The following is a 25,565-nucleotide window of genomic DNA, read 5'->3' on the forward strand; positions in this document are numbered from 1 at the left end:
AAGTCTGTAATCAGGATTCGAGTTGTTTGCCGGCGGTTTCCGGCAGGGTCAGCGCCGCAAGGATCATGACGGCGTATGCCGTACCGGCGAAGATGCCGATGGCTTCACCCAGCGCCATCGACTGGCTGCTCATGCCGATCATGAGCGGAAACAGCGAACCGACTGCGCGGCCCATGTTGTAGCTGAAGCCCTGGCCCGAGCCACGGATGGCGGTCGGGAACAGCTCCGTCAAGAACGCGCCCATGCCGCTGAACACACCGGACACGCAGAAGCCCAGCGGGAAGCCGAGGAACAGCATCACGCCGTCGGTCACCGGCAAACGGGTGTAAGCCAGCGCGATGCACATTGAACCGGTAGCGAACAGGATGAAGTTCTTTTTGCGGCCCAGGTAATCGGTCAGGAAGGCGCTGACGATGTAGCCGACATAGGAGCCGACAATCACCATGGCCAGGTAGCCACCGGTGCCCAGCACCGTCAGATGACGCTCGGTCTTGAGGAAGGTGGGCAGCCAGGTGGTGATGGCGTAGTAGCCGCCCTGGGCGCCAGTGGTCAACAGCACGGCGCGCAGGGTTACACTCAACATCTTGGGCGAGAAGATCTGCCAGAACGATGGCTGGCCTTCGGCACGCGCCGCTTTCTTCTTCTCGGCCACAAACACTTCCGGCTCATCGACAAAGCGGCGAATGAAGATGACGAACAGCGCAGGCAAGATCCCCAGCAGGAATAGCGAGCGCCATGCCCATTCCGGCGGCAGCAGCGAGAACATCAGCGCATACAGCAGTGCGGATACGCCCCAGCCAATCGCCCATCCCGCCTGCACCATGCCGACCGCCTTGCCGCGATCCTTGGCGCGGATTACTTCGCCGATGAGAATGGCGCCTGCGGTCCATTCGCCGCCCATGCCAAAGCCCATCAGGCCGCGCGCCCACAACAGCTGCGTAAAGTTCTGTGCCAGGCCGCATAGCACGGTGAAGAAGGCAAACCACAGAATCGTGATTTGCAGCGCTTTCACGCGGCCGATGCGGTCCGACAGGATGCCGGCGATCCAGCCGCCCGCTGCGGACGTCAGCAGCGTCACCGTGCCGATCAAACCCGCGTCGCCCTTGGACAGGCCCCAGGTGGCGATCAGTGTTGGAATCACGAAGCTGAGGAACTGCGTGTCCATCGCATCCAGCGCGTAGCCGATTTTGCAGCTCCAGAAGGTACGCCGCTCCTTGCCCGTCAAGGCGAAGAACCAGGAAAAGAATCCTTCCCGCTGGTCCGTGCTGAGTGCTCGTGTATTCATGGTTGTCTCCCTTGTTGAAGGCGCAGCCGTCCCCGTTCGGGCCAGCGGTGCTGGCACGTTGTGGTACTGCGCGGTTTTTTTAGATTAAAAAGCTGCGAGTGAAGAATTGGGTATGTCGGTCACCAACATGTAGCCCGGCTGGTGGGTAATCACCAGCGGCAGGCGCGCGTGGCGTATGGCTTCCTGCGGCGTGACGCCGCAAGCCCAGAACACCGGGATTTCGTCAGGCATGATCTCGACCGCATCGCCGTAATCCGGCCGCATGATGTCGGCAATGCCGATCAAACCTGGGTCGCCCAGATGGACCGGCGCGCCGTGGACTGCGGGATAACGGCTGGTAATCTGAATCGCGCGGATGGCGTCGGCGGCTTTCATCGGCCGCATCGATACCACCATCTCGCCGCCAAACGGCCCGGCAGGCTGGTTACGGATATTGGTGCGGAACATGGCGACATTGCGGCGCTGCTCGACATGCCGCAGGCGAATGCCCGCTTCCTGCAGCATGTGCTCGAACGAGAACGAGCAGCCAATCGCAAACACCACCATGTCATTGCGCCAGACCTCGTGCAGCGTATAGGTTTGTTCGGCCAGTATGCCTTCGCGGTAGATGTTGTAACCCGGCGTGTCGCAGCGGATGTCGAGGTCCTCGCCCAGACGCGGCAGATGCCATTGACCCGGCTCCCCCACCGCCAGCAGCGGACATGCGCGCTGGTTGCGCTGGCTGAACAGCAGGAAGTCGTTGGCATGCTGCTGCGGCAGGATCACCAGGTTAGCCTGGGCGTATGGACCGCAATAACCTGCGGTGGGCTGGCGGAAGGCGCCACTACGGACCTGCTGGCGCAATTCAAGTGGTGTCATGGCTGGCTCGCTCAATCATATTAAAACTGCATGAGACAAGAATAATCTCGAATAACCACACAGGCTATCTAGTTATTGTTGATGTTGTTGTTTAGTTTTTCTTACCACTCTGCGCTATCCTGGTGCATGAGGTTAAGGTATTCTTGTTGCATGAATACCCGCTTTCTGGAGACTTTTGTCATCCTGGCCCAACTGCGCAGCTTTCGTGCTACCGCGCAGGCACTGCACGCCACGCCCGCTGCCATCTCCCTGCGTATCAAGACGCTGGAGGAGGAGCTGCAGACGGAACTCATCGACCGTAGCAGCAAGGACTTTCGCCTCACTGCCAATGCCGAATACCTGCTGGGCCACGCCAAGGCCGTGGTGGACGCGACACGGCGCCTGCAGGCTGCGGCGCACAAGGACAGCGCAGTGCGCGGCCGTTTGCGGGTCGGCGTGATTGAATCGGTGGTGCACAGCTGGCTGGCGCAGTACATCCGCGAACTGAATGCCGTGTATCCGGAGATGGAAGTCGATCTGGCGGTCGATATGAGCAATGTGCTGGAGCGCCGCCTGCGCGCGCGTGAGCTGGACCTGGTGATTCAGGTGGAAGGCGTGGAGAGCAGCGACATCGTTTCCGAAGCGCTGGCGGTCTATCCGCTGCACTGGATCGCCCGCAAAGGCCTGCTCGATCCGCGCAAGGAGGGCTTGAACCAGCGCCTGTTGCAACTGCCTATCCTCACCTTCGGGCGCGGCACGGCGCCGCACCGCATGCTGGAGGAAATCGTCAGCAAGATGGCGAATCTGGCCATGATGCCGCTGGAGCAGACGCGCATCACCTGCTCGCCGTCGGTGGCGGCGATTGTGCAGCTCATGAAAGACGGCTATGGCGTGGCGGCGATCCCCAGCCTGTTCGTCGCGGGTCTGCTCGACAGTGGCGAATTTGTCGAGCTGCCGGTGCAGCCCGAGCCGCCGTCGATTATCGTCTCCATGTGCTTCCACTCCAATGCCGAGATGCTGGTGCATGCGGCCGCCAACGCCGCGCGCCAGTCGTGCGCCAGCTATTGCGCGCAGGTCGATCCGCGCTACATCAAGTCACTGGGTTGACGTCCGACCGCCACGCAAGGCGTGCTCCTACGCGGCGCATGGACCGGTCATGAAAAAATGGCCCTACTTTAACCAGGAGACCGCCATGAATATCAAAGCCATTGCATGTATCGCAACGCTATGTCTGAGCAGCGCCGCCATCGCGCAGACGCAACCTTCCGGCACCAGCAATACCGGCACGCCAACCAAGGGCCAGAGTATGGCTAACAGCGGCGAGCAAAACGCCACCACCATGCAAAACAACAGCAATATGCAGAACACCGCGCCGGCCAAGAACGCGAAACACTCGAAGATGAAGAAGAGTGACCGCACCAAGATGGACTGCAACCAGGCCCATACCGATGGCAACTCGACCACGCCAGCCGACACGGTCCGGGCGGACTGCGATAACACCACCAAAACGCAGCGTTAAGCCTTACAGCGCCAGCGCAATCTCGCTGGCGCCTGCACGCGGGGCGGTAGAACACAGCAGTACCTGCCCTGCTGCCGGCTGAGAGCCGCAGGTGCGGGTGTAAGCCACATCGCCCGCTTCCAGTCCTACCGCGCACGAGCCGCACAAACCTGAGCGGCAGCCTGAGGGCGCGTCGACGCCATTGGCTTCGGCCAGTTCCAGCAGGCTGCCGTGCGAGCCATCCCATGTGGCCTCAATACCCGAACGCACGAAACGCACCGGCACCGGTCCGGTCGCCGTTGACACGGCCGGCGCATTGGCTGCACCGCTGCGGCGTACACTGGCCGGACCGAATGCTTCAAAGCGGATGCGCTCTTCGGCGACATTCAGCTGGCGTAGCCCCTGGTACATATCCTGCATGAATCCGGCCGGACCGCACAGGTAGAAATCGTAGTCATCAAATGGCAGCAGTTCCTTGAGCACCTTGATGTCGATGCGTTTCTGCTGCACGTGCACCGCCAGGTTGTTGTGCCCCGCCGCCAGCGTTTGCAGATGCACCGCAAACGGATGCGCAACCTCGCGCGCGCCGTGCACGAAATAGATCGGATGCTTGTGCCGCGTGCGGCTGCCGTTGACCAGCAAGCCGTTCAACATGGCGATCATGGGGGTGATGCCAATGCCGGCCGACAGCATCACCACGGGCCGTTGCGTGCCCTCCTCAAACGTAAAGTCACCGCCAGGTCCCATCAGTTCAATCTGCGCGCCAGGTTCGAGGTGTGCGTGCAGCCATGACGACACTACGCCCTGGCGCTTGACGCTGATGCGGTAACGGCGGCCATCAGGTGCATCGGAAATGGTATAGCTGCGTATCTGCGACGCCGCGCCATCGCCCGCCCAGTCGGGCACGCGCAGGGATACGAACTGTCCCGGCACATGGGCCGCAACGCCCAGTCCATCCGCTGGTTCAAAGTAGAAGGAGCGTACGTCGCTGCTTTCCTGAACCACGTCGACGACATTGAACGGCCGCCAGCTGGTGGTCAGGGAGGCGGCAGCCTGCGTGCGATCTGCTTCGCTCCAGTTGCCGGTGCGCGCCAGCTGCATGGCGGGTTGCGGATCGGTCCAGCGGAACGGCAACGCGCCGACATTGCGCACCACTTCGCGCACATGGAAGCGCAGCAGGCGCTCCGCACCGGCAAAGGCTTGCAGTTGTGGACCGTCCCAGATGATCTCGCCCTCCACGGCCAGATGCAGCATGTCGCCGCGTTTGAAGTCGATGAACAGCAGGCCCGCACGCGGATGCGCCAGCAGATTGCCCATGGTATTGAAGAAGAAGTTGCCGACAAATTCGGGCGCCGTCAACGTGTACTCGTCGTCCACGCGCACGAAGCCCGGACGGCCGCCGCGGTGCGATACATCCACGCCGCGCCCACGGCCCGCGTCGGCCGCCAGATTGGCGCTGGCGATGAAGAAGGTGTCGGCACGCGCGATCAGTTCGCGGTCCGCCGCCGTCAGCGATGCACTGCGCAATACCTGCACTGCATGCGTCCCCGGCGCAACCGGCGTGTGCTGGCGATGCTGGATGTACTGCGGACAGTTGCCGAAGCTCTGCGTAACGGCGATGTGCAGCTCACCGTCATGGGCCGCCACGATTTCACCGTTGACGCGGTTGCGACGGCGCGTGGTTGGGGCCAGTCCCAGGCCGCCCACGTGGTCGCCCGCATGCAGATGCCCCGTAAGCGGATCGCCCGGCAGCATACCGCTGCTGATGTACAGCGTGCGCGCATCTGGCGTCGAGACGAAGCCCGGATCGGCAGCCAGCATGGTCGCCCACGGCTGGCCCGACGCATCCAGCGCACCGAGGAAGAAGAACGGCAGCTCGGCGAAAAACTCGCGGTGCTGTTCCGGCATGTAATCCCGGATGAATGCCGCCGCACCCGCCATCTGTTCACGCACGCCTACGCGCTGCTGAATCTCCAGCTCCTGGGCATGGAATGGGGACACTACGGCGGCAGTCATGATTACACCTCTTCCGGTGCGAGTCCGGCCTGGCTGGCCGGCATGGCGACGAAGCCTGGCAGCGCGCGCACATGGTCCAGCCAGGCGCGGATGTTCGGGTACGGTTTCAGCGACACGCCACCTTCCGGTGCATGCGCGATGTAGCTATAGCCGGCGATATCGGCGATGCTGGCGTGATCGCCCACCAGCCAGCGGCGCCCTTGCAGCTCGCGCTCCATCACGTCGAACAGGTTGACGGCGATGGTCTTGGCAGCTTCATGGTCGCGCGGTGCGCCGAACACGGTCACCAGGCGCGCAGCGGCCGGGCCGTAGGCGACCTTGCCGGCGGCGATGGAGAGCCAGCGCTGCACATTGGCGGCAGCAACCGGATCACGCGGCAGCCAGCGGCCACTGTCATCGTATTTCGACGCCAGGTAGACCAGGATGGCGTTGGAATCGGCCAGCGTGACGTCGCCGTCCTGCAGCACCGGGATTTCGCCAAACGCGTTCATGTCCGTGAACGGTGCTTTTTTGTGTTCGCCATTGCGCAGGTCGACCGTCACGTAGTCATGTGGCAGGTTCAGCAGGTTCAGGAACAAATGGACGCGGTGGGTGTGGCCGGACAGTGGGATGCCATACAGTTTCATGATTACTCCTTGGTAAGTGAACGATGAAGCCAGTATAGGGAGCGCCGGTCGTGCTGATAAGCCGGACAAAACCGGAATCTCTGTCCACTATAAGTGTACAATCGCCGCATGATCGATCTCAGCACCATCAACCTCAACCGCCTGACCACCTTTGTTGCCGTGGTCGAGGCCGGCTCGCTGACCGCTGCCGCCGAGCGGCTGGGGCTCGCCAAATCCATGGTCAGCAAGCATATGCAGTTGCTGGAACAGGAAATTGGCGTGGGTCTGCTGGTGCGCTCCACGCGCAAGCTGAGCCTGACCGAAGCCGGCCGCAGCTTTTACGAATCCAGCCGCCAGCTATTGCAGGCAGCCGAGCAGGCCATCGAGCAGGCGCGCAGTGGCCGCGATACGCCGCAAGGCACGCTGCGCGTGGCCTCGCCCATCGACTACGGGATTATTGTGGTGTCGCCCGTGCTGGCGCAGCTGCGCGCGCGCTATCCGGCGCTGAAGATCGACCTGACCTGCCACGACCACATCATCGATCTGATCGCAGAAGGCATCGATGTTACCGTGCGGCTGGGCAAACTGGCGGACTCCGGCCATATGGCCACGCGGATCGACAAGCTCACGCGCTGGCTGGTGGCCAGCCCGGACTTCCTTGCGCGCCACGGCACGCCAGCCACACCGGACGATCTGCCGCAACTGCCTTATGTGTCGCTGTCCGTGCTGGCGCAGCCGAATCAGTTCACGCTGATCGGCAGCGACGGCAGCCAGACCGAGGTACGCATGCAGAACACCGTGTTCTCTTCCAACACGGCCTATGCCACGCGCGCAGCGGCGCTGGCAGGCGACGGCGTGCTGCGCGCGACCGTGTTCTCAGTCAGGGAGGATGTGGCGGCAGGACGGCTGGTGCGGGTATTGCCAGAGTGGACGCTGCCGGAAAGCGAGATTCACGCCGTCTATCCCGCCACCTCGCACCTGCCGCAGAAGGTGCGGGTCTTTATCGATGCGCTGAAAGCCGCGACCGGCGGCTAACCCCGGCGCGCGGATACCACGATTCCGCCCACAATCAGCGCAAATGCCGCCGCATGATAACCATGCGGCGCCTCGCCCAGAAACGCCGACGACAGCAGCGCAGTGAACAGCGGCGTCAGGTTCACAAAGAACGCGCCGACCGATGGCCCAGCCTCGCGCACGCCGGCGCCCCAGCAGCCGAAGGCGACAATCGCCGGGCCGGTGGCGACATACAGCAGCGCTGCGGCCAGCGGCCAACTCCATTGCACGGCAATCGCGCCCAGCGCCTGCTCACCGAGCGCAAAACCGCCCGACCAGACCACGCCAAACGCCACCTGCGCCAGCAGGAAACTGGCCCAGTTGGCGCGCACCGCCGCCGGCTCCTTCACGCGCAGCAGCAGCCAGCTGTACAGCGACCAGGCGATCGTCGCCAGTATCATGAACAGATCGCCCGCCACCAGCCGCAACTCCAGCACACGCTGCCATTCGCCGCGCGCCAGCACCAGCAGCACGCCGGCAATCGACAGCACGGCGCCCACCACCTGCTTGCGGCTGACGGGAACGTCAAAGAACAGCCAGCCGGTGAGCATCATCCACACCGGCATGCCAGAGGCGACCAGCGTGACGTTGATCGGCGTCGAGCTTTGCAGCGCCATGTATTGCAGCGCGTTGTACATGCCGATGCCCAGCAGGCCCAGCACGGCGTACGTCTTCCAATGGCGCCACAATCCAATTTCGCGCCGGAACACCGGCCCGGCCAGCGGCAGCAGAATGACAAAGGCGATCGACCAGCGTAGAAAATTCAGCAATACCGGCGGCAGCATGTCGTGCACCAGGCGGCCGACGATGGCATTCCCGGCCCACAGCAGCGGCGGCAAGGTCAGCAGGAAGATGGTCCGGGGAGTGAGGCGATGGTTCATTTTTAATATTCATGCAACATTATCCGCAAAAGCATACCCCATCCTTCCGCCCTACGAGCGATAGAAATAGCGTTGAAGCGCCGGGGCGCGGTAAAATAACCGCTGCTGATCCACCCTCTTAGATAATATGAAACTCTCTAAACAACATTCGATGTACGAATCCGACCACACCCTGTTCATCAAGGCGTTGAAGGAAAAGAATCCTGGCATCGAGGAAGGCCAGCAACAAGGCCGTGCTCTGCTGTGGGATCGTCCACCGGTCTCGCTGGATGAACAACAGCGTCAGCTGGAATCGGCCGTCAAGCAACAAGCTTACGTCTACCAGAACAAAGTTTAAGTACGCGGACGGCAAGGATGTTGCCAGACGAAACGGCTGACCAGCAGCCGCCGGTGCCGGAAGCCGAGCACGGCGCACCGGCAGCCGGTGCTGTGGTCACGACCGACGCGGTGGATGCGGTTGCCGCAGAAGCCGGCGAGGCAGCAAACGACGCCGCAGCGCAGGCTGCGGCGGACGAAGCCGCGGCGGTCACCGCCGAAGTCGGCTCCCTTGCCCGCCTGTACGGCGAGCCGCTGCTCAAGCTGCCGACTGACCTCTACATCCCGCCAGACGCGCTGGAAATCTTCCTCGATGCGTTTGAAGGTCCGCTGGACCTGCTGCTCTACCTGATCCGCAAGCAGAACTTCAACATCCTCGACATCCCGATGGCGCAGCTGACGCTGCAATACCTGAAGTATGTCGACCAGATCCGCCTGTCCAATCTGGAGCTGGCGGCCGAGTATCTGCTCATGGCGGCCATGCTGATCGAGATTAAATCACGCATGCTGCTGCCGCAGCGCCAGGTGGACCTGGATGTGGAAGCGGATGACCCGCGTGCCGAGCTGGTGCGCCGCCTGCTGGAATACGAGCAAATCAAGCTGGCCGCCTACGACCTCAACACGATCCCGCAACTGGACCGCGATTTCGTGCGTACCCAGATCTTCATCGAGCAAAGCCTGGTGCCAAGTTGGCCCGAGGTTGTCGCCAGCGACCTGCAGCAAGCCTGGCTGGACGTGATGAAGCGTGCCAAGCTGACCCAGCATCACAAAATCAGCCGCGAGGAGCTGTCGGTGCGCGAGCACATGACCGGCATCCTGCGCCGTCTGCAATCGACCCGCTTCGTGGAGTTTGCCGACCTGTTCGACGTCGCCGGCGGCGTGCCGGTAGTGGTCGTCAATTTTGTCGCGCTGCTGGAGCTGGCCAAAGAAACCCTGATTGAAATTACCCAGGCCGAGCCATTCGCACCTATTTACGTGCGGCTTGCCTACTCACCGGCGTAAGCCGGCAATAAGAATGAGCCTACACCATGAAAATCATCACCTCCATTGAAGAACTGCGCGACCAACTGAGCGGTCAGCTGCGTACCGCGTTTGTCCCGACCATGGGCAATCTGCACGAAGGCCACCTGTCGCTGATGCGCCTGGCGCGCAAGCATGGCGACCCGGTAGTGGCTTCGATCTTCGTCAACCGCCTGCAGTTCGGCCCCAACGAAGACTTCGACAAATATCCGCGCACCTTCCAGGCTGACGTCGAGAAGCTGGAAAAGGAAGGCGTCTACGTGCTGTTCGCGCCGACCGAGAAGGACCTGTATCCGGAACCGCAGGAATACCGCGTGCAGCCGCCTGACGGTTTGGGCAATACGCTGGAAGGCGAGTTCCGTCCGGGCTTCTTCAACGGCGTGTGCACCGTGGTGACCAAGCTGTTCTCGTGCGTGCAGCCGCGTGTGGCCGTGTTCGGCAAGAAGGATTACCAGCAGCTCATGATCATCCGTAACATGAGCCGCCAGTTTGCCATGCCGACCGAGATCATCGCAGCGGAAACCTGGCGTGCCGACGACGGCCTGGCGCTGTCGTCGCGCAATATGTATCTGTCGGCAAGCGAACGCGCGGAAGCGCCGGCGCTGTACCAGACGCTGAATGCCGTCGCCAATGAAGTGCGTTCCGGCCATCTGGATGTGTTCCAGCTCGAGCACAAGGCCATGGACGATCTGGCCCAGCGCGGCTGGAAGCCGGATTACATCTCCATCCGCAAACGCAACGATCTGCAACCACCGAACGCTGGCGATCTGGCGCAAGGCACGCCATTGGTCGTGCTGGCAGCCGCCAAGCTTGGCACTACCCGCCTGATCGACAATCTGGAAATTTAAGGTTTTCGTTCTCCCGCAGGCGCGGCCGGCAATACGGTCGCGCCTTGCGGTGTCAGCTGGATGATGACGGATGGCGTGCTGACGACTGGCACGGGCGCCACTGGTGCGGCCGCTGGCAGAGGCATCCGCAAAATAAGGTTCAGCGCAATGCTGACCAGTCCGACGGTAAGCGCAATCATCGTCACGAACAATCCGACAACCCACTTGATCACATCAGCAATGATTTTTGCCGCCATGGCTTCAAGCTTGGCGTCGGCCGCTTTGAAGCGCTCATCCATGGTGGTGCGCAAGGCGTCAAAGCGCTCGTTCATTGTGGTGCGCAAGTCGTCGAGGGAGGTGAGGATATCGCCCACCTTGTTGTCGATATACTCGCTGTCGGAATTCGCATTCATGCGGCCATGATGCGCCGCGCAATCGGGAGCGTCAACACGCACGCATATCGTGCTTGAGCAAGATCAAGCAGCGACGTTTTGTGCCCAGGCGAGTGCTGAGAGATGGGCCTGGTTGACTTCCAATGGCGTCAATTTCAGGCTCGCGGCCAGCGAGGCGACCAGGTCGGAATTCAGTTCGCAGGCCTCGGCCAGCGCCAGGTACGGTCCATATTTGCCGCTGCGGCTCAGCAGCGCAGCGACCACTTCTTCTGACAGCTGGATGTTGGCCAGCACCTCGGCCATCGGTATGCCCAGCAGGCGATCCAGCAGCGAGAACATGCCGGCCACGAACACATTCTCCGCCTCGCTCTTGCCCAGCGCCGATTGCCCCAGCAACTCGGCCAGGCGGCCACGTACTACGGCGGTCTCCAGCAGTACCGGCGAATAGCCCGACGTGCTGGCCGTGGCCAGCAGCAGGGTCAGCCAACGGTACAGCGGCGTGTAGCCCAGCAGCGTGAGCGCCTGGCGCAGTGACTGCACTTCCCTGCCCGCACCAAAGCCTGCCGAGTTGATGAAACGCAGCAGCTTGTATGACAGCGTCGCATCGCGCTTGAGCACGGCTTCCAGCTGGGCAATGTCGGCATTCTGCCGCACCATCTGCATCAGTTGCATGATGATGGTCTGGGCCGGATTGAGGCCCTTGCTATCGGTCGATGGGCGCGGCGTCAGGTGCAGCTTGCCGACGAAGGCATTCAGGCCCAGCGCCGCACAGGCGTCAAAATCGGCCCAGTTGCTGACCGGGCGCGCGATCATCCCTACCGTAGATTGTTTCAAGGCAGCGTAAGTGCGGGCCTGCGCGCCCACGTCGGCGCCGGAAAAACGCACTTCCACGTAAGAAGCCATGGTCGGCAAACGCGTGCCGATGCGGGTCAGGTCGGCTTCGCGCAACAGGACGCCGACGCCGCCTGCACGCAAGCCCTGAACCGCCCCCATGGTATCGGGATTGGCCAGCTCGGCAGCGCGGATCGACAGCACCGTGTGCTCCGGCGGCAGTTCGTGCAGCGCATCGGTCGACAGCATGGCGGGGACGGCTTCGAGGAAAAGGATCTTGTCGCGCAGGCGCCAGTCGCCGTCGTCATCAAGCACCTGGCCGGCGACAAAGCCGACCAGCGACTCCAGTGCGTCCAGCGTCGAGGTCGCGCCGCCGCTCTGCTGCTGCCAGCTCAGCTCGTAGCCGACCACCCGCTGCCTGGGGTCCAGCAAAGGCTCACGAACGAGATAATTAGTCTGGTGCATGGCTGTCGCATGAAAAAGGCCCGCACAAGCGGGCCGTAGGAATCAGAAACCCAGGCTGTCCAGCAAGTCGTCGACCTGCTCCTGGTCAGCCACCACGCCTTCGCGTCCGGCATCGATTTGCGGTCCGTTCAGCAAGCCGTTGTCACTGTCTTTCTTCAATTGTTCAGGCGCAAAATCAATCAGCATCTGTACCAGCTGCTGTTCCAGATTCTGGGCAATCGAGGTGACCCGTTTGATCACCTGGCCCGTCAGATCCTGGAAATCCTGCGCCATCATAATGTCCATCAGATGCGACTTGGTCTGCGAGGAACCGGCAGCGGCGCCATCCAGCGCGGCGACGGTTTGCTGCGCCAGGGCACGCCAGGACTCATCTGCGCCGCCTGCCGCCAACAGGCTGTTCCAGGAAGCACTGAGCTCCCGGGCGTCGCCGCTGATCTGGTCTTGCAAGGGACCGGCGGCGTCGGTGGCGTTTAACACTTTCTGGGCCGCGTCTTCGCTCAGACGCGCCACATAATCGAGGCGGTCGCGCGCGTCGGGGATGTCCGACGCGGCTTTTTCAATCAGTTTATCCAGGCCGAGACCGCGTAAGCTTTCATGCAAGGCCCGGGTCATGTGACCGATACGCGACAAAAACTCCTCACTCGGCTCCACCGCTGCTGCTGCGATGGCGCCGCTGTATTGCTCAGACATCATCAAGCTCCGAGTTTCTCGAAGATCTTGTTGAGTTTTTCATCCAGCGTGGCCGCGGTGAATGGCTTCACCACATAGCCGTTTGCGCCAGCCTGGGCTGCCGCAATGATGTTTTCCTTTTTCGCTTCAGCAGTGACCATCAACACTGGCAGTTTGGCCAGCGCCGGATCGGCACGGATGTTTTGCAGCATGGTCAGGCCGTCCATGTTCGGCATGTTCCAGTCGGACACGACGAAGTCGAACTGCTCAGCACGCAGCTTGGCCAGCGCCATCACGCCGTCTTCTGCCTCGTCGACATTGGCATAACCCAGTTCTTTTAACAGATTCCGGACGATGCGGCGCATCGTCGAAAAATCGTCAACAACTAAAAATTTCATCTTTGGATCAGCCATGAATTGCTCCGTTGTTTCTCTACGCGGTTGTTAATAGTGCCTACAATTGGCAGCAAGTTGTAGGATAGCATTTTCGTTGCTTTAAGGCGAACAAAGTCGCAGTAAAACGTCACAGTTGCACAATTAAACACGCAATGCGCGCATCCCGTGTTGCGCCAGATAACCCAGCACCATGCCCGGCAATGCCTGCAAGGCGCCCACTTCGTGCGCTGCCCCCACTGCGATCGCTTCACGCGGCATGCCGAATACCACGCAACTCGCCTCGTCCTGAGCAAAATTATACGCCCCGGCGTTGCGCATCTCCAGCATGCCCGCTGCACCATCTTTCCCCATGCCGGTCAGGATAACCCCAACCGCATTCTTACCCGCGCACTGTGCGGCGGAACGGAACAGCACATCGACCGACGGACGATGGCGGTTGACCGGCTCGGCCTGGTCAATGCGGGTCATGTAGTTGGCGCCGCTACGGGTCAGGTACAGGTGCGAGTGGCCAGGCGCGATGTAGGCGTGGCCCGGCAGTACACGTTCATTGCCCTGCGCTTCCTGCACCGAGATCTTGCACAGCGAGTCCAGGCGCTTGGCAAACGAGCGCGTGAAGCCTTCCGGCATGTGCTGGGTAATCAGGATGCCCGGGCAGTCGGACGGCATCTGCATCAGGAATTCGCGGATCGCTTCCGTGCCACCGGTGGAGGCGCCGACGATAATCAGTTTTTCCGACGACAGCAGCGGGTTGCGCAGCGCCGACAGCGGTGTTGCGGTGTGGCCCTCCGCGCCTGGCTGCGGCAGGCGGCGTGCCTGGATGCGGGCCTTGGAGGCGGCGCGGATCTTGTCGGTAATCAGCTCGGTATACTCGCGCATGCCGGCCTGGATCGAGATTTTCGGCTTGGTCACGAAATCGACCGCGCCCAGCTCCAGCGCGCGCATGGTGATTTCCGAACCGCGTTCGGTCAGCGAAGACACCATCACCACCGGCATCGGCCGCAGACGCATGAGTTTTTCCAGGAAGTCGAGGCCGTCCATTTTCGGCATCTCGACGTCCAGCGTCAGCACATCGGGATTGGTCTGCTTGATGAGTTCGCGCGCGACCAGCGGGTCGGGCGCCACGCCCACCACTTCCATATCCGGTTGGGAGTTGATGATCTCGCTCATGACGCTGCGGATCAGTGCGGAGTCGTCGCACACCAGGACTTTGATCTTCATATGTACTACCTTTTATTATTTAAAACAGGTCAATCTCACCACCCACCGGCGCCACTTTGAGGCGGCTGGCGTATTCGATTTCGCGTTTGACCAGTGTATCGTTATGGCTTTGCATCAGCTTCTTGACCAGCACCTTGCCGGTGCGCGGGAAGAAGTACACCTTGCGCGGATAAATGTCGTTGAGGTCTTCCGCCACCACGCGGATTTTTTCCACCTTGAGGAAATTCAGCACAAAAGCCGCATTGCGCTCGCCAACGTTGATGGCGGTGAAGCCCTTGAGCACGGCGCCGCCGCCAAACACCTTGGCCTCCATGTTCTCACGCTTGGCGCCCGCCTTGAGCAGATCGTTGATGAGAATTTCCATGGCATACGTGCCGTAGCGCGCCGAGGCCGAGACGGGGCTGCCGGCATCGCCGCCGCCGTCGGGCAGCATGAAGTGGTTCATGCCGCCCAGGCCGGTGGTCCGATCACGGATGCAGGCGGAGACGCAGGAGCCCAGCACCGTCACAATCAACATGTCCTTGTTGGTGTGGTAGTACTCGCCCGGCAGAATCTTGGCGGCCTGGCAGTCGAACGTCCTGTCGTAATACACGTTCGTGGCAAATTGTTCGAGGTCCATGTTTTATTCTCATGTGCGTTGCGGTGTTTTGCGGGCCGCAGCGTTGTCGTCCAATTCGTAGACGGTCTTGCCGCGCAGTTTCAACGACTCCGAGACATACAGGAAGTTCTCCGAATGGCCTGCAAACAGCAAGGCATCCGGTTTCATTAACGGCACAAAGCGCGCCAGGATCTTGCGCTGGGTCGCCTTGTCGAAGTAAATCATGACGTTCCGGCAAAAAATCGCGTCGAACTGGCCGCTGATCGGCCAACCGTCCGCCAGCAGATTCAACTGCTTGAACGTAATCATATTACGCAATTCCGGACGCACGCGCGCCATACCCTCGCGGTCGCCTTTACCTTTCAGGAAGAAGCGGCGCTGGCGTTCCGGCGCCATCTTGTCCAGCCGGTCCATGGTGTAGACGCCGTTGGCGGCATGGGCCAGCACATTGGTGTCAATGTCGGTGGCAACGATCTGGCAGTTCGGCGTCAGCGTGTTGAACGCTTCGCACACCGTCATGGCAATCGAATAGGGCTCCTCGCCGGTGGAACTGGCGGAACACCAGATGGTCAGCGGTTCGCGCTTGCCCTTGATGTGGTCGGCCAGCAGCGGGAAGTGGTGGGCTTCACGGAAGAAGGAGGTCAGGTTGGTGGTCAGCGCGTTGGTGAATGACTCCCACTCTTCCCCGAGCCGACCGGCTTCCAGGTCGTCGAGGTATTTGGCAAACGAGTCGATGCCGGTGGCGCGCAGGCGCCGTGCCAGGCGGCTGTAGACCATCTCCTGCTTGCTGTCGGCCAGCGAAATGCCGGCGCGCTTGTAAATCAGGCCGCGAACCCGCTCGAAATCGCGGGCGTTGAAGTCAAATTCTTTGACCGTATCTTTTGATTGCGGCATATGTTAAATCCTTTTTGGCTGTGCTAACTATGCCCCGTATCACGCCCGCTGGCGCGGGCGTGATACGCTAACTTAAAACTCTTCCCACTCGTCACCACCGGATGGCGCGGCAGGCGCCTTCTTCGGTGCGGCAGGCTTGGCGGCGGCCGGTTTCGGACGCGGTGCGGCAATTGCCGGCGCGCGTGCTGGCGCTGCGGCGGCCACCACGGGCGGCGGCGCCGGACGTGGCGCCGGACGGCGCACCGACTCGTCATGCGACAGCTTGAAGATGCTGACCGCCTGCGACAGCAGCTCGGCCTGCTCCTGCATGCTTTCCGCCGCTGCGGCGGCTTCTTCCACCAGCGCGGCATTCTGCTGCGTCATTTCGTCCATCTGCGAGATGGCCTGGTTGACTTCCTCGATGCCGTTGCTCTGTTCCTGGGTCGCGGCGGTGATCTCGCCCATGATGTCAGCCACCTGGCGGATCGAGGTCACGATCAGGTCCATGGTCTGGCCGGCTTCATCCACCAGCTTGCTGCCGGCGTCGACTTTTTCCACCGAGTCGCTGATGAGTTCCTTGATTTCCTTGGCGGCGCCAGCGGAACGCTGGGCCAGGTTACGCACTTCCGAGGCCACCACGGCAAAGCCGCGGCCCTGTTCACCGGCGCGCGCCGCTTCCACCGCCGCATTCAGCGCCAGGATGTTGGTCTGGAACGCGATGCCATCGATGACCGAAATAATGTCGGCAATCTTGCGCGAGGATTCGGTGATCGAGCCCATGGTCTGCACCACCTGCGACACCACGGTGCCGCCCTTCTCCGCCACCGACGACGCCGTCACTGCGAGCTGGTTCGCCTGGCGCGCGTTGTCGGCATTCTGCTTCACGGTGCTGGTCAGTTCTTCCATCGAGGACGCGGTTTCTTCCAGCGAGCTGGCCTGCGATTCGGTACGGGCCGACAGGTCGGCATTGCCGGAAGCGATTTCCTGCGACGCGGTCGAAATCAGCTCGGTACCGGTACGCACATCGCCCACGGTCTTGGCCAGGCTCTCGTTCATGTCCTTGAGCGCCTGCAGCAGTTCGCTGGTTTCGTCCTGGCCTTCCACATGCACATGCGAGGTCAGTTCGCCAGCAGCCACTTTCTGCGCCACGCCCACCGCGCCCGACAACGGACCGGTAATCGAACGGGTAATCACGGTGGCGCAGATCACGCCCAGCGCCACGGCGATACCGCCCAGCACGAACAGCACCACCATCAGGCCGCGGTCGGCGGTGACGGAACCGTCCATCACTTCCTTGGCGTTGGCCTGCTGCATGTCAACCAGCTTGTTGATCAGGGCCAGCGTCTGCGTGTTGAGCGGGTCGATGCGGCCCGAAATCACCTTGGCGCCGCCTTCGCTGTTAAACGCCAGGATCTGGCCGATGGCTTCCTTGAACGCCGCATCGGTGTCGGCATCCAGCGCGGCAAGCTCGCCCAGCACCTTCTTCTCGGCGTCATTCAGGCCCTGCGCCTTCAGTTCGTTGAGCGCCTTGTCATAGCGCGCACGCTGGTCCTTCACCTTCTGCTCTTCCTTCTGCATCAGGCTGACGTCGGACTGCAGGCCGATATTGCGCATGGCGATACCGGTTTCCAGCATCGCACTCTTCATGGTGCCGGCATCGAGATTCTTGGCCGTCGCGGTTTCCAACCCCTTGGTCAGCTTGCTCTTGTTGCTGTAATTAAGGTAATTGGTCATCAGGACGATCGCCACCAGGATCAGCAAAATAATGCCGAACCCGATCCGCAGCCGTGCGCCGATTTTGAAGTCGCGTAAATTCATTGTGATTCTCCCCTCATGTCTGTGCTCTATATGATGTGGCGGCGCGCTCTTCTTTTTGGAGTGCGTCCGTAGTCTTGCGTGGCCGGCGCGGGGCTGTGGCGCCGGCAGTCGGCCTGGATCAGGCCGCCAGTTGTTCCATCAAGCCCATTTCCGGGCTGGACATCAGCTTGTCGATGTTCACCAGGATCAGCATACGCTCATCAATGGTGCCCAGGCCGATCATGTAATCGCTGCTGAACGCGGTGCCCATTTCCGGCGCCGGTTTGACCTGCTCCGGACTCAGCGTGGTCACGTCCGATACCGAGTCCACCACCATGCCGACGATGCGGCCATTGATGTTGAGGATGATGACCACGGTGAACTGGTCGTACACCGGCTCGCCCAGGTTGAACTTGATGCGCATGTCCACCACCGGAATGATGATGCCGCGCAGATTGATCACGCCCTTGATGAACTCCGGTGCATTGGCAATCCGGGTCACGGCTTCGTAGCCACGGATTTCCTGCACTTTCAGAATGTCGATGCCGTACTCTTCCGAACCCAGCTTGAATGCCAGGTATTCGTGGCCGGCGATGTCGCTGGCATGTGCCGCGTTGGATTGAATCTCTGCCATGATGGCCCCCTATGAAGAAAAAATCGATTCGTCAGCAAGCTGACGCGACGAGCGTATCAGCGCGGCGACATCCAGAATCAGCGACACGCCGCCGTCGCCCAAAATCGTTGCGCCGGAAATGCCCGCCACCTTGCGGTAGTTGGACTCCAGGTTCTTGACCACCACCTGCTGCTGGCCCACCAGATCATCGACAAACAGGCCGGCCTTGCGGCCATCGGTTTCGACAATGATCACGATGCCCTTGCACGGGTCATTGAAGCGCGGCGTGATGTCGAACATCTGGTACAGCGGCACCAGCGGCAGGTACTCGCCGCGCACCTTGATGACGCGGCCCTTGCCACTGATTTCCTTGACGTCTTCCGGCACCGGCTGCAGCGACTCGATCACAAAGCCCAGCGGCAGGATGTAGATTTCCTCGCCGACGCGGATCGACATGCCATCCAGGATCGCCAGCGTCAGCGGCAGCGAAATCGAGATGGTGGTGCCAAAACCCTTGGCCGAACGGATGTCCACCACGCCGCCCATGGCCGTGATGTTACGCTTGACCACGTCCATGCCGACGCCGCGGCCGGACACGTCCGTCACGGTTTCGGCGGTGGAGAAGCCCGGCGCAAAGATCAGTTGCCAGACGTCCGCATCGCTCATGTTGTCGCTCAGCGGCAAGCCGTTCTGCTGGGCCTTGGCAAGAATCTTCTCACGATTCAGGCCGCCGCCGTCGTCCGACACCTCGATGATGATGTTGCCGCCCTGGTGCGAGGCCGACAGGAACAGGCGGCCGGCGTCGCTCTTGCCGGCGGCGCGGCGCACGTCCGGCATTTCAATGCCGTGGTCGATCGAATTGCGCACCAGGTGGGTCAGCGGATCAACGATGCGTTCGATGAGGCCCTTGTCCAGCTCGGTGGCTGCGCCATTCGTGATAAAGTCGACCTTCTTGCCCAGCTTGGTGGCGAGATCGCGCACCATGCGCGGGAAGCGCGAGAACACGAAGTCCATCGGCATCATGCGGATCGACATGACCGCTTCCTGCAAGTCACGCGTGTTGCGGGTCAGCTGGCTGACGCTGTTGAGCAGGCGCTGGTGCACCATCGGGTCCAGCGTATCGACGCGCTGCTCGATCATCGCTTGCGTGATGACCAGCTCGCCGACCAGGTTAATCAGCTGGTCAACCTTCTCAATCGATACCCGGATCGAGGAAGACTCGGCGCCCGGCGCCGGCGATTTTTCCTTTTCCTTCTCTTCTTTTTTGACGACTTTCTTTTCTTCCTCGGGCGGCGTCTCGATCACGATGCCGGCCGCCGCGCGGATCTGCTCCACCGGCTGGAAGAAGCCGTAACCCTGCGCATCCTCGCTGCCGGCGGCCGCATTGGCGCGGATCTCGTCGAGCGGCTGGAAGAAGCCATAGCCCTCGCCCGCGGCGGCGGCCGGTTTCAGTTCGGTGGTGTCGAAGAAGCCGTAGCCGAGGTCGTTCTCGACCTGGTCGCGCTCGGCTTTTTCCTTTTGCGCCTGGGCGTCGTCCAGCCTGGGCAGCTCGGTGACTTGCATCTCGTCCGGGTTCAGCACGAACGAGCAGATTGCAATGATGTCGTCCAGGCTTTCATGCGTGGTCATCACCATCGCATTGCGGTCCTTGTCCAGCGGCGTGATCGAGACGTGGCCCATCAGGCCCAGCTCGTCGCCGAGCGCCTGCACTTCACGGTGCGCCATGGCCGGCAATTCCAGCCGGTAGCGGCGGCCGCCGCTGTGATCGACCACCTTGGCTTCCGGCGCATTGAAGGCCGGCGCCACGGGCGCCAGCGCCACCACGGGCACATCCTGCGCCAGCGATTGCAGCATCATGCGCACGTCGGCGACGGCGTCCTGGTCCACTTCGCTGCCGTTGCGGTGGCCATCCAGTTGCATCTTGAGGATGTCCTTGGCGGCCAGGAAGGCATCGACGTGCTCGGAAGTCAGCGCCATCTCGCCCTTGCGGATGCGGTCCAGCAGGGTTTCCAGCACGTGCGTGACTTCGCTCATGTCGGTCACGCCGAACGTGGACGCGCCGCCCTTGACCGAGTGGGCGGTGCGGAAGATCGCATTCAGGTCTTCCGCATCAGGCGACTCCACATTGACGGCCAGCAGCAGCCGTTCCATTTCAGCCAGCAGTTCCTCGGCCTCATCGAAAAAGACCTGGTAGAACTGGCTTATATCGATGGTCATGGTGATACTCCGTTACGTTCGCTCAGCATCATTGCACGCCTTATCAGCCGATGACCTTTTTGACTACCTCGATAAGCCGCTGTGGATCGAAAGGCTTGACCAGCCAGCCATTGGCGCCGGCGGCGCGGCCCTTGGCTTTCATCTCGTCGGACGATTCGGTGGTCAGCATCAGGATAGGGGTCTTGGCGTAGCTGGGCAGCTCACGCAGCAGTTTGATGAGTTGCAGGCCGTCCATGCGCGGCATGTTCTGGTCGGTCAGCACCAGATCGACGTTCTGCAGCTTGGCTTTTTCCAGGCCGTCCTGGCCGTCCACGGCTTCCACCACCTGGTAGCCAGCCGCTTTCAGGCTGAACGCCACCATCTGGCGCAGGGAACTGGAATCATCAACCGCAAGTATAGTCTTAGCCATCTTTTTATCTCACTCAGTAAATCATTTATTAGTCGTTAGAACAGCTCGATGTCGCCGCTCTCCAGGTGTTGCTGACTGACCGCCTTGCGCAGCACGCTGCGCAGTTCCAGGCTTTGAATTGCCAGCGCCATGCTGACCTTGCCCAGCAGCTCGACGATCTGCTCGTTGTCGCTTTCCGGCAGCATCTCTGCGCCATGCGCGCCCAGTGTGCCGAGGAACTCGCGCAAACCGGTCACGCGTTTCAGCGTGCGATCCAGCAGCTGGCTGGTCATGTCCTGGAATTGCAGGCTGGTGATGGCAGCATTGACATAGCTGCCCACCTGGCCTTGCAGCGCCTCCAGCTGGGCGCGCTGCTCGGGCGTCACCGTCCCGCCGTCCAGCAGCAACTGGATGGTGGCCTGTTCGGCCTCCACCGTTTGATGGATGGCCATGAAGTTGAAGGACAGCTTTTCTATCGCTTCCTCCAGCAGCAGGCCGGTCTGGATCAGGTCAGTCTCGACTTCGGTCAAATGACGGCGACCGTGGTCAGACACGCCGGACAACAGGCGCTTGACGTGGGAACCCAGAATTTTTTTTCTCGTCATAACAGTCTCGTTCTTTACATCTCTTATTTGCGTACCGGCGGCCCCGACTTCGCGGGCGCGGGCGCGGCGCCGGCAGCCGCAGCCACACCGGCCGCCTCTTCCACGTCGCCCACTTCCAGTTTGCGGCCGTCGCGCAGCACGCTCTCTTCGGCGCGCTTGTTCATCACGACGATGCTGATGCGGCGGTTGATCGGGTTGAACGGGTCAGCCCGGTCCAAATTCACGGCCGACGCCAGGCCCACCACGCGCAGCACCTTGGCATCGTTCATGCCGCCGGCAATCAGTTCGCGGCGCGACGCGTTGGCGCGGTCGGCCGACAACTCCCAGTTGCTGTAGCCGGTTTCGCTCATGTACGGCGTCGAATCGGTGTGGCCGGACAGGCCGATGCGGTTCGGCACGTCATTGAGCACAAAGCCGATTTCATGCAGGATGTCCTTGGTATAGGACTGCAGCTCGGCCTTGGCCAGCGCGAACATCGGACGGTTCTGCTCGTCCACGATCTGGATCCGCAAGCCATCATTGGTGATGTCCAGCAGCAGCTGTTCCTTGTACTTTTTCAGCAGCGGATTGGCGTCGATCTTGTTCTCGATCTTTTCCTTGAGCGCTTTCAGGCGCTGGTTTTCCTCGGCCTCGAGCGCGGCCTTGGCGGCGGTCAGGTTAAAGGTCTTTTTCACGGCCGGGTCATCGCTGGCCTTGACCTGGCCTTCACTGCGGGTCAGGTCCTTGCCGCCGCCCTTGAGGATGGACGAGCTGTCGCCACTGCCAGAACCGCCTTCCATCGCCACCTTCAGCGGCGTCTTGAAGTATTCGGAAATCCCGTTGAGGTCGCCCTTGGTGGTGGAGCCCAGCAGCCACATCAGCAGGAAGAAGGCCATCATCGCGGTCACGAAGTCGGCGTACGCAATCTTCCAGGCGCCGCCGTGGTGACCACCGCCGCCCTTCTTGACGCGCTTGACGATAATAGGCCGTAAGCCCTCTTCAGCCATGATTCTTCCTTAACATATAAACAGTGACCAGCATGGCTTACTTCGACTTCGATTTCTTGATGTGATCTTCCAGCTCGTTGAAGGTCGGACGCTCGGTCGAGTACAGCACCTTGCGGCCAAATTCCACTGCCAGCGCCGGCGCATAGCCATTCAGGCTGGCCAGCAGCGTGACTTTGACGCACTGATACATCTTGGTTGATTCTTCCAGCTTCTGCTCCAGCAGGCTGGACAGCGGGCCAACGAAACCATAGGCCAGCAAAATACCGAGGAAGGTACCGACCAGCGCGTGCGCGATCAGGATGCCCAGCTCGGCCGGCGGCAGGCCCACCGATTCCATGGTGTGCACCACGCCCATCACCGCCGCCACGATACCGAAGGCCGGCATGCCGTCGCCGAGCTTGGCGATCGCGTGGGCCGGTGCGGCACCCTCGTGGTGGTGGGTTTCAATTTCGATGTCCATCAGGTTTTCGATCTGGAACGCATCCATATTGCCCGACACCATGAGGCGCAGGTAATCGGTCATGAATTCCACGATGTGGTGATCTTCCAGCACCGTCGGATACTTGCTGAACAGCGGGCTCTGCTCCGGGCTGTCGATATCGCCTTCAATCGACATCAGGCCTTCCTTACGCACCTTGGACAGCACGTCGAACAGCAGCGACATCATTTCCATGTACAGGTCTTTGGTGTAGCGCGAGCCTTTGAACAGGGTCGGCAGTGCGGCGATCGTGGCTTTGAGCGTCTTGGCGTTGTTGCCAACCAGGAAAGCACCCATCGCGCCGCCGCCGATCATGACCACCTCCAGCGGCTGCATCAGCGCGGCCAGATGCCCGCCGTTCATGGCAAAACCGCCGAACACGCCGACACAGACCACTACATATCCAATGATGACTAACAAGTGTCCAGACTCCCCAGAGCGAAAACCGGTTGAAATATGTCAAATCAATAGCCGATTTTCTATAAATTTACATGTAGAACTACAATAGCCTGAGTAGGGGTAGACGGGCAAGAGAATAACGTCAAATGATGCTTAAAAGTACCAAATGTAGAGTGAAGATCCTAGCTCTGTGGCAGGAATGACCTCATCCGGCGATCTTTCCAAAATAACAAATTCGTAGCTTGCAAGCATGGATCCGGGGCGCATTTCCGCCGCCGCCTTGCGCCACAATCCGGACATGGCGGCCGGCGACAGGTAGGCAAAGACCACGTCAAACTGACTGAAATCAAGTTTTTCGTAGTCGCCGAGCAGAAAACGGGCGCGGCTGCCGCCCAGTTTGGCGCGCAGCCAGCTATATAAGAAGGGAAACGGCGCCAGTTCAATCCCCACCACCTCGGCATCCGCCCTGACCCGGCTCATATACAGTACAAAGCCGCCCAGGCCACTGCCGATATCGATAATGCGCGGCGCCTGGCGATCAGACAGCTGCTGCCGCACCGCATCCCACACGGCCGCGCCGGACGGGTAGTACGGCACCTGGGTGCGGAATGTCGACCAGTACCAGCCCAGCAGCAGCAAAAACACCAGGCCAAACAGCCAGGACGGCAGCTGCAGCGCCAGCGCCGTCAGCACCGCCAGCGGAAACAGCAGCTGGATCGCGCGCCACCAGGCTGCCAACGCCAGCTTCCAGGTAATGCCGGCCGCAATCAGCCCCTGCACCACGGCCACAGTCAGATAATCAACGGAGAAATGAAAACTGGCCATCACATAAATGAGGGCCAGTGTCAGCGGCAAGGCGCCGGCTTGGATCAGCATGGCCCGCACGGCGGGCGCGCGAGCGATACGGTGGAGATAAGAGAGGGTCACGCGGGCATTATGCCGCCAATACTTCCACTTCGCGAATTTTCTTGGTCTTGCCGGCACGCGAAGGCATGTGGCACAGGCCGCAGACATAGCTGCCGTTCAGATCCATGGCGTTGACCACGTATTTGCCCTGGCATTTGGTGCAAGGGGCCGTCTCCAGCATTCTGCTGCTAAAGAAGCGCACCAGCGTCCAGGCGCGGGTCAGCGACAGCAGCGGCTCTTCGCCTGGTTCCGGCGGCATTTGTTCGAGGTACAGCTTGTAAGCTTTCATCACCGCTTCCACCCCGGTGGCGCCGGCGTGGGTCACCAGGAAGCCGTGGATGTTGATGAACAGCGAGGAGTGAATGTTCGGCTGCCAGGTCAGGAACCAGTCGGTCGAGAACGGCAGCATGCCTTTCGGTGGCGACACGCCCTTGAGCTCCTTGTACAGCTTGAGCAGGCGCTCACGCGACAGCGACACTTCCGATTCCAGCAGCTGCAGGCGGGCGCCCAGCTGGATCAATTCGATTGCCAGCTGAATTTCCTGGGCTTCCGACACTACGCTTTTCTTGGCGGCCATGATCTCTACTCCAACGACGCTGGTAAATTAAGCAATCTCTTCGACTGGCTGGCCGGCCATCAGGATGGCGGCGTGCGACTGGGCCAGTACGCGGTCTTTGTTGTAGTTGGTCAGCATCGACAGGATGGCGCTGTCGTCGAAGCGGAAACGGGCCAGCATCATATTGCCGCCTGCCAGTTTCAGGATTTGCGCATTGCTCATGCCTTCGATCAGGTCGGCAATGTCGGCGGAGATGCCGAGGCGGAAGATCGCGGTGACTTTGTCGGCGCGGATCATCTGCTGAGCCAGCATCAGGTAGCTCAGGTTGGCGTCGCGAATTTCAGCCATCATATCGTTTGCGGTCATTTTTCCACTCCTTGCAGTTTTCTCTCTGTCAGAACGCATTTGCGTTTCCGTTGAGATACATTCTGCTCGAGCAACAAATGGCCGAGAAGAGGTGACACTCCGTATTTTAGGTCGGGAAATGGCGGGCAGGACCTGTCGGTGTTTGTCTTACAAACACACGCAGATCACTCTGGAACCCGCTGTGGATGCGGGCTTGGGGAGGTGATGAATCTTCAAAAATATCCTGCTTTGAATCGAAAAATAAGACGATAAAACGACTCTTTTTTGCGACATCTAAACTGGTAACGGCAGGGTTTTGGAGAACTTTAGGGTTTTGACGAAAAATTTTTAAAATATTTTTCGCTTCTTTCAAAAGTCATCCAGTAACGGATTCCTGCGCATCCAAGAACGGTAACGGCAGCGGTTTAAGGAACTTTAGGGTTTTTTTGAAAAAAACCGAAAAATTTTTAAAAAAGCGTCCAAGTCCAGCATTCATG

General features: G+C 60.9%; 29 protein-coding genes. 6 read left to right on the forward strand and 23 right to left on the reverse strand.

Annotated elements, in window-relative coordinates; translation table 11 throughout:
- Positions 1-10: 10 nt before the first annotated feature.
- Together BUA36_RS00145 and BUA36_RS00150 are read right to left on the reverse strand one after the other, a co-directional pair.
- The gene (locus tag BUA36_RS00145) at positions 11-1,285 is read right to left on the reverse strand and encodes an MFS transporter (protein ID WP_072780391.1); all 1,275 of its coding nucleotides are present in this window, start codon (positions 1,283-1,285) and stop codon (positions 11-13) included.
- Between the two features lie 84 nt (positions 1,286-1,369).
- Entirely contained in the window at positions 1,370-2,143 is a 774-nt protein-coding gene (locus BUA36_RS00150) for a putative hydro-lyase (RefSeq protein WP_072780393.1), read from the reverse strand.
- Positions 2,144-2,293: 150 nt separating this feature from the next.
- Here BUA36_RS00150 and BUA36_RS00155 point away from each other — a divergent pair, with 150 nt between their 5' ends.
- Both BUA36_RS00155 and BUA36_RS00160 read left to right on the forward strand, forming a co-directional pair.
- Entirely contained in the window at positions 2,294-3,229 is a 936-nt protein-coding gene (locus BUA36_RS00155) for a LysR family transcriptional regulator (RefSeq protein WP_072780395.1), read from the forward strand.
- An 85-nt stretch (positions 3,230-3,314) separates the two neighbouring features.
- Complete coding sequence (locus BUA36_RS00160) at positions 3,315-3,641, forward strand: hypothetical protein (protein ID WP_139260312.1); 327 nt, start codon at positions 3,315-3,317, stop codon at positions 3,639-3,641.
- Positions 3,642-3,644: 3 nt separating this feature from the next.
- Here the strand turns inward: BUA36_RS00160 and BUA36_RS00165 are convergent, their stop codons facing one another.
- Complete coding sequence (locus tag BUA36_RS00165; protein WP_072780398.1) at positions 3,645-5,636, reverse strand: 2Fe-2S iron-sulfur cluster-binding protein; 1,992 nt, start codon at positions 5,634-5,636, stop codon at positions 3,645-3,647.
- Positions 5,637-5,638: 2 nt separating this feature from the next.
- Positions 5,639-6,262: a glutathione S-transferase family protein gene (locus BUA36_RS00170; RefSeq protein WP_072780400.1), complete on the reverse strand. Its 624-nt coding sequence runs from the start codon at positions 6,260-6,262 to the stop codon at positions 5,639-5,641.
- Between the two features lie 108 nt (positions 6,263-6,370).
- Here BUA36_RS00170 and BUA36_RS00175 point away from each other — a divergent pair, with 108 nt between their 5' ends.
- Complete coding sequence (locus BUA36_RS00175; protein ID WP_072780401.1) at positions 6,371-7,276, forward strand: LysR family transcriptional regulator; 906 nt, start codon at positions 6,371-6,373, stop codon at positions 7,274-7,276.
- Here the strand turns inward: BUA36_RS00175 and BUA36_RS00180 are convergent.
- Positions 7,273-8,175, reverse strand: coding sequence for a DMT family transporter (locus BUA36_RS00180; protein ID WP_072780403.1), 903 nt, complete (start codon positions 8,173-8,175; stop codon positions 7,273-7,275). The genes BUA36_RS00175 and BUA36_RS00180 overlap by 4 nt on opposite strands.
- Positions 8,176-8,302: 127 nt before the next feature.
- On the opposite strand from BUA36_RS00180, the gene BUA36_RS00185 reads away from it, so the two are divergent.
- From BUA36_RS00185 to panC, 3 genes are read left to right on the forward strand one after another with little or no spacing between them, the layout of a single operon-like run.
- Positions 8,303-8,512, forward strand: a complete 210-nt coding sequence (locus BUA36_RS00185; RefSeq protein WP_072780405.1) for a DUF3460 family protein — start codon at positions 8,303-8,305, stop codon at positions 8,510-8,512.
- Positions 8,513-8,529: 17 nt separating this feature from the next.
- Positions 8,530-9,492 (forward strand): segregation and condensation protein A, encoded by a 963-nt coding sequence (locus tag BUA36_RS00190; RefSeq protein ID WP_072780406.1) that lies wholly within the window; start codon positions 8,530-8,532, stop codon positions 9,490-9,492.
- 26 nt (positions 9,493-9,518) lie between these two features.
- Complete coding sequence (gene panC / locus BUA36_RS00195) at positions 9,519-10,358, forward strand: pantoate--beta-alanine ligase (protein WP_072780408.1); 840 nt, start codon at positions 9,519-9,521, stop codon at positions 10,356-10,358.
- Here panC and BUA36_RS00200 read toward each other — a convergent pair.
- The 18 genes from BUA36_RS00200 to BUA36_RS30100 form a co-directional block, all read right to left on the reverse strand.
- Positions 10,355-10,750 carry a hypothetical protein gene (locus tag BUA36_RS00200; protein WP_072780409.1) on the reverse strand — a complete coding sequence of 132 codons (396 nt, stop codon included), beginning with the start codon at positions 10,748-10,750 and terminating at the stop codon, positions 10,355-10,357. The two genes, panC and BUA36_RS00200, sit on opposite strands and share 4 nt — an antisense overlap.
- A 63-nt stretch (positions 10,751-10,813) precedes the next feature.
- Positions 10,814-12,025, reverse strand: coding sequence for an EAL and HDOD domain-containing protein (locus tag BUA36_RS00205; RefSeq protein ID WP_072780411.1), 1,212 nt, complete (start codon positions 12,023-12,025; stop codon positions 10,814-10,816).
- Between the two features lie 42 nt (positions 12,026-12,067).
- Entirely contained in the window at positions 12,068-12,715 is a 648-nt protein-coding gene (cheZ, locus tag BUA36_RS00210; RefSeq protein WP_072781511.1) for a protein phosphatase CheZ, read from the reverse strand.
- A gap of 2 nt (positions 12,716-12,717) precedes the next feature.
- Complete coding sequence (cheY, locus tag BUA36_RS00215; protein WP_028104141.1) at positions 12,718-13,107, reverse strand: chemotaxis response regulator CheY; 390 nt, start codon at positions 13,105-13,107, stop codon at positions 12,718-12,720.
- A 123-nt stretch (positions 13,108-13,230) separates the two neighbouring features.
- A complete protein-coding gene (locus BUA36_RS00220; protein ID WP_072780412.1) occupies positions 13,231-14,307 on the reverse strand; it encodes a protein-glutamate methylesterase/protein-glutamine glutaminase in 1,077 nt (358 codons plus the stop codon).
- 19 nt (positions 14,308-14,326) lie between these two features.
- Entirely contained in the window at positions 14,327-14,926 is a 600-nt protein-coding gene (cheD, locus tag BUA36_RS00225) for a chemoreceptor glutamine deamidase CheD (protein WP_072780414.1), read from the reverse strand.
- A 9-nt stretch (positions 14,927-14,935) separates the two neighbouring features.
- Positions 14,936-15,799: a CheR family methyltransferase gene (locus BUA36_RS00230; protein WP_072780415.1), complete on the reverse strand. Its 864-nt coding sequence runs from the start codon at positions 15,797-15,799 to the stop codon at positions 14,936-14,938.
- A gap of 72 nt (positions 15,800-15,871) precedes the next feature.
- Complete coding sequence (locus BUA36_RS00235; RefSeq protein ID WP_072780417.1) at positions 15,872-17,596, reverse strand: methyl-accepting chemotaxis protein; 1,725 nt, start codon at positions 17,594-17,596, stop codon at positions 15,872-15,874.
- Positions 17,597-17,714: 118 nt separating this feature from the next.
- Entirely contained in the window at positions 17,715-18,209 is a 495-nt protein-coding gene (locus BUA36_RS00240) for a chemotaxis protein CheW (protein ID WP_072780419.1), read from the reverse strand.
- Positions 18,210-18,218: 9 nt separating this feature from the next.
- Entirely contained in the window at positions 18,219-20,405 is a 2,187-nt protein-coding gene (cheA, locus tag BUA36_RS00245) for a chemotaxis protein CheA (RefSeq protein ID WP_072780420.1), read from the reverse strand.
- A gap of 43 nt (positions 20,406-20,448) precedes the next feature.
- On the reverse strand, positions 20,449-20,814 hold the full coding sequence (locus BUA36_RS00250; RefSeq protein WP_072780422.1) for a response regulator: 366 nt from the start codon (positions 20,812-20,814) through the stop codon (positions 20,449-20,451).
- A gap of 35 nt (positions 20,815-20,849) precedes the next feature.
- A complete protein-coding gene (locus BUA36_RS00255) occupies positions 20,850-21,398 on the reverse strand; it encodes a chemotaxis protein (RefSeq protein ID WP_072780424.1) in 549 nt (182 codons plus the stop codon).
- A 23-nt stretch (positions 21,399-21,421) separates the two neighbouring features.
- The gene (gene motB, locus BUA36_RS00260; protein ID WP_072780425.1) at positions 21,422-22,384 is read right to left on the reverse strand and encodes a flagellar motor protein MotB; all 963 of its coding nucleotides are present in this window, start codon (positions 22,382-22,384) and stop codon (positions 21,422-21,424) included.
- Between the two features lie 37 nt (positions 22,385-22,421).
- On the reverse strand, positions 22,422-23,282 hold the full coding sequence (gene motA, locus BUA36_RS00265) for a flagellar motor stator protein MotA (protein WP_072780427.1): 861 nt from the start codon (positions 23,280-23,282) through the stop codon (positions 22,422-22,424).
- A 132-nt stretch (positions 23,283-23,414) separates the two neighbouring features.
- Positions 23,415-24,137 carry a class I SAM-dependent methyltransferase gene (locus tag BUA36_RS00270; RefSeq protein WP_072780428.1) on the reverse strand — a complete coding sequence of 241 codons (723 nt, stop codon included), beginning with the start codon at positions 24,135-24,137 and terminating at the stop codon, positions 23,415-23,417.
- 58 nt (positions 24,138-24,195) lie between these two features.
- Entirely contained in the window at positions 24,196-24,744 is a 549-nt protein-coding gene (flhC, locus tag BUA36_RS00275; protein WP_072780430.1) for a flagellar transcriptional regulator FlhC, read from the reverse strand.
- Between the two features lie 27 nt (positions 24,745-24,771).
- Complete coding sequence (gene flhD / locus BUA36_RS00280) at positions 24,772-25,089, reverse strand: flagellar transcriptional regulator FlhD (RefSeq protein WP_072780431.1); 318 nt, start codon at positions 25,087-25,089, stop codon at positions 24,772-24,774.
- A 106-nt stretch (positions 25,090-25,195) separates the two neighbouring features.
- Entirely contained in the window at positions 25,196-25,441 is a 246-nt protein-coding gene (locus BUA36_RS30100; protein ID WP_139260313.1) for a hypothetical protein, read from the reverse strand.
- Positions 25,442-25,565 lie beyond the last annotated feature (124 nt).

The sequence above is a fragment of the Duganella sacchari genome (genome assembly GCF_900143065.1).
GTDB lineage: Bacteria > Pseudomonadota > Gammaproteobacteria > Burkholderiales > Burkholderiaceae_D > Rugamonas > Rugamonas sacchari.

Coding starts and splice junctions, on each gene's coding strand:
- BUA36_RS00185 (WP_072780405.1), top strand. CDS start 8,303: ATGAAACTCTCTAAACAACATTCGATGTACGAATCCGACCACACCCTG.
- cheD (WP_072780414.1), bottom strand. CDS start 14,926: ATGGACCTCGAACAATTTGCCACGAACGTGTATTACGACAGGACGTTC.
- BUA36_RS00200 (WP_072780409.1), bottom strand. CDS start 10,750: ATGAATGCGAATTCCGACAGCGAGTATATCGACAACAAGGTGGGCGAT.
- cheY (WP_028104141.1), bottom strand. CDS start 13,107: ATGGCTGATCCAAAGATGAAATTTTTAGTTGTTGACGATTTTTCGACG.
- panC (WP_072780408.1), top strand. CDS start 9,519: ATGAAAATCATCACCTCCATTGAAGAACTGCGCGACCAACTGAGCGGT.
- BUA36_RS00205 (WP_072780411.1), bottom strand. CDS start 12,025: ATGCACCAGACTAATTATCTCGTTCGTGAGCCTTTGCTGGACCCCAGG.
- BUA36_RS00240 (WP_072780419.1), bottom strand. CDS start 18,209: ATGGCAGAGATTCAATCCAACGCGGCACATGCCAGCGACATCGCCGGC.
- flhC (WP_072780430.1), bottom strand. CDS start 24,744: ATGGCCGCCAAGAAAAGCGTAGTGTCGGAAGCCCAGGAAATTCAGCTG.
- motB (WP_072780425.1), bottom strand. CDS start 22,384: ATGGCTGAAGAGGGCTTACGGCCTATTATCGTCAAGCGCGTCAAGAAG.
- flhD (WP_072780431.1), bottom strand. CDS start 25,089: ATGACCGCAAACGATATGATGGCTGAAATTCGCGACGCCAACCTGAGC.
- BUA36_RS00230 (WP_072780415.1), bottom strand. CDS start 15,799: ATGCCGCAATCAAAAGATACGGTCAAAGAATTTGACTTCAACGCCCGC.
- BUA36_RS00235 (WP_072780417.1), bottom strand. CDS start 17,596: ATGAATTTACGCGACTTCAAAATCGGCGCACGGCTGCGGATCGGGTTC.
- BUA36_RS00175 (WP_072780401.1), top strand. CDS start 6,371: ATGATCGATCTCAGCACCATCAACCTCAACCGCCTGACCACCTTTGTT.
- BUA36_RS00160 (WP_139260312.1), top strand. CDS start 3,315: ATGAATATCAAAGCCATTGCATGTATCGCAACGCTATGTCTGAGCAGC.
- BUA36_RS00165 (WP_072780398.1), bottom strand. CDS start 5,636: ATGACTGCCGCCGTAGTGTCCCCATTCCATGCCCAGGAGCTGGAGATT.
- BUA36_RS00145 (WP_072780391.1), bottom strand. CDS start 1,285: ATGAATACACGAGCACTCAGCACGGACCAGCGGGAAGGATTCTTTTCC.
- cheA (WP_072780420.1), bottom strand. CDS start 20,405: ATGACCATCGATATAAGCCAGTTCTACCAGGTCTTTTTCGATGAGGCC.
- cheZ (WP_072781511.1), bottom strand. CDS start 12,715: ATGTCTGAGCAATACAGCGGCGCCATCGCAGCAGCAGCGGTGGAGCCG.
- BUA36_RS00155 (WP_072780395.1), top strand. CDS start 2,294: ATGAATACCCGCTTTCTGGAGACTTTTGTCATCCTGGCCCAACTGCGC.
- BUA36_RS00250 (WP_072780422.1), bottom strand. CDS start 20,814: ATGGCTAAGACTATACTTGCGGTTGATGATTCCAGTTCCCTGCGCCAG.
- BUA36_RS00150 (WP_072780393.1), bottom strand. CDS start 2,143: ATGACACCACTTGAATTGCGCCAGCAGGTCCGTAGTGGCGCCTTCCGC.
- BUA36_RS00170 (WP_072780400.1), bottom strand. CDS start 6,262: ATGAAACTGTATGGCATCCCACTGTCCGGCCACACCCACCGCGTCCAT.
- BUA36_RS00270 (WP_072780428.1), bottom strand. CDS start 24,137: ATGCTGATCCAAGCCGGCGCCTTGCCGCTGACACTGGCCCTCATTTAT.
- BUA36_RS00220 (WP_072780412.1), bottom strand. CDS start 14,307: ATGAAGATCAAAGTCCTGGTGTGCGACGACTCCGCACTGATCCGCAGC.
- BUA36_RS00180 (WP_072780403.1), bottom strand. CDS start 8,175: ATGAACCATCGCCTCACTCCCCGGACCATCTTCCTGCTGACCTTGCCG.
- BUA36_RS00255 (WP_072780424.1), bottom strand. CDS start 21,398: ATGACGAGAAAAAAAATTCTGGGTTCCCACGTCAAGCGCCTGTTGTCC.
- BUA36_RS00190 (WP_072780406.1), top strand. CDS start 8,530: ATGTTGCCAGACGAAACGGCTGACCAGCAGCCGCCGGTGCCGGAAGCC.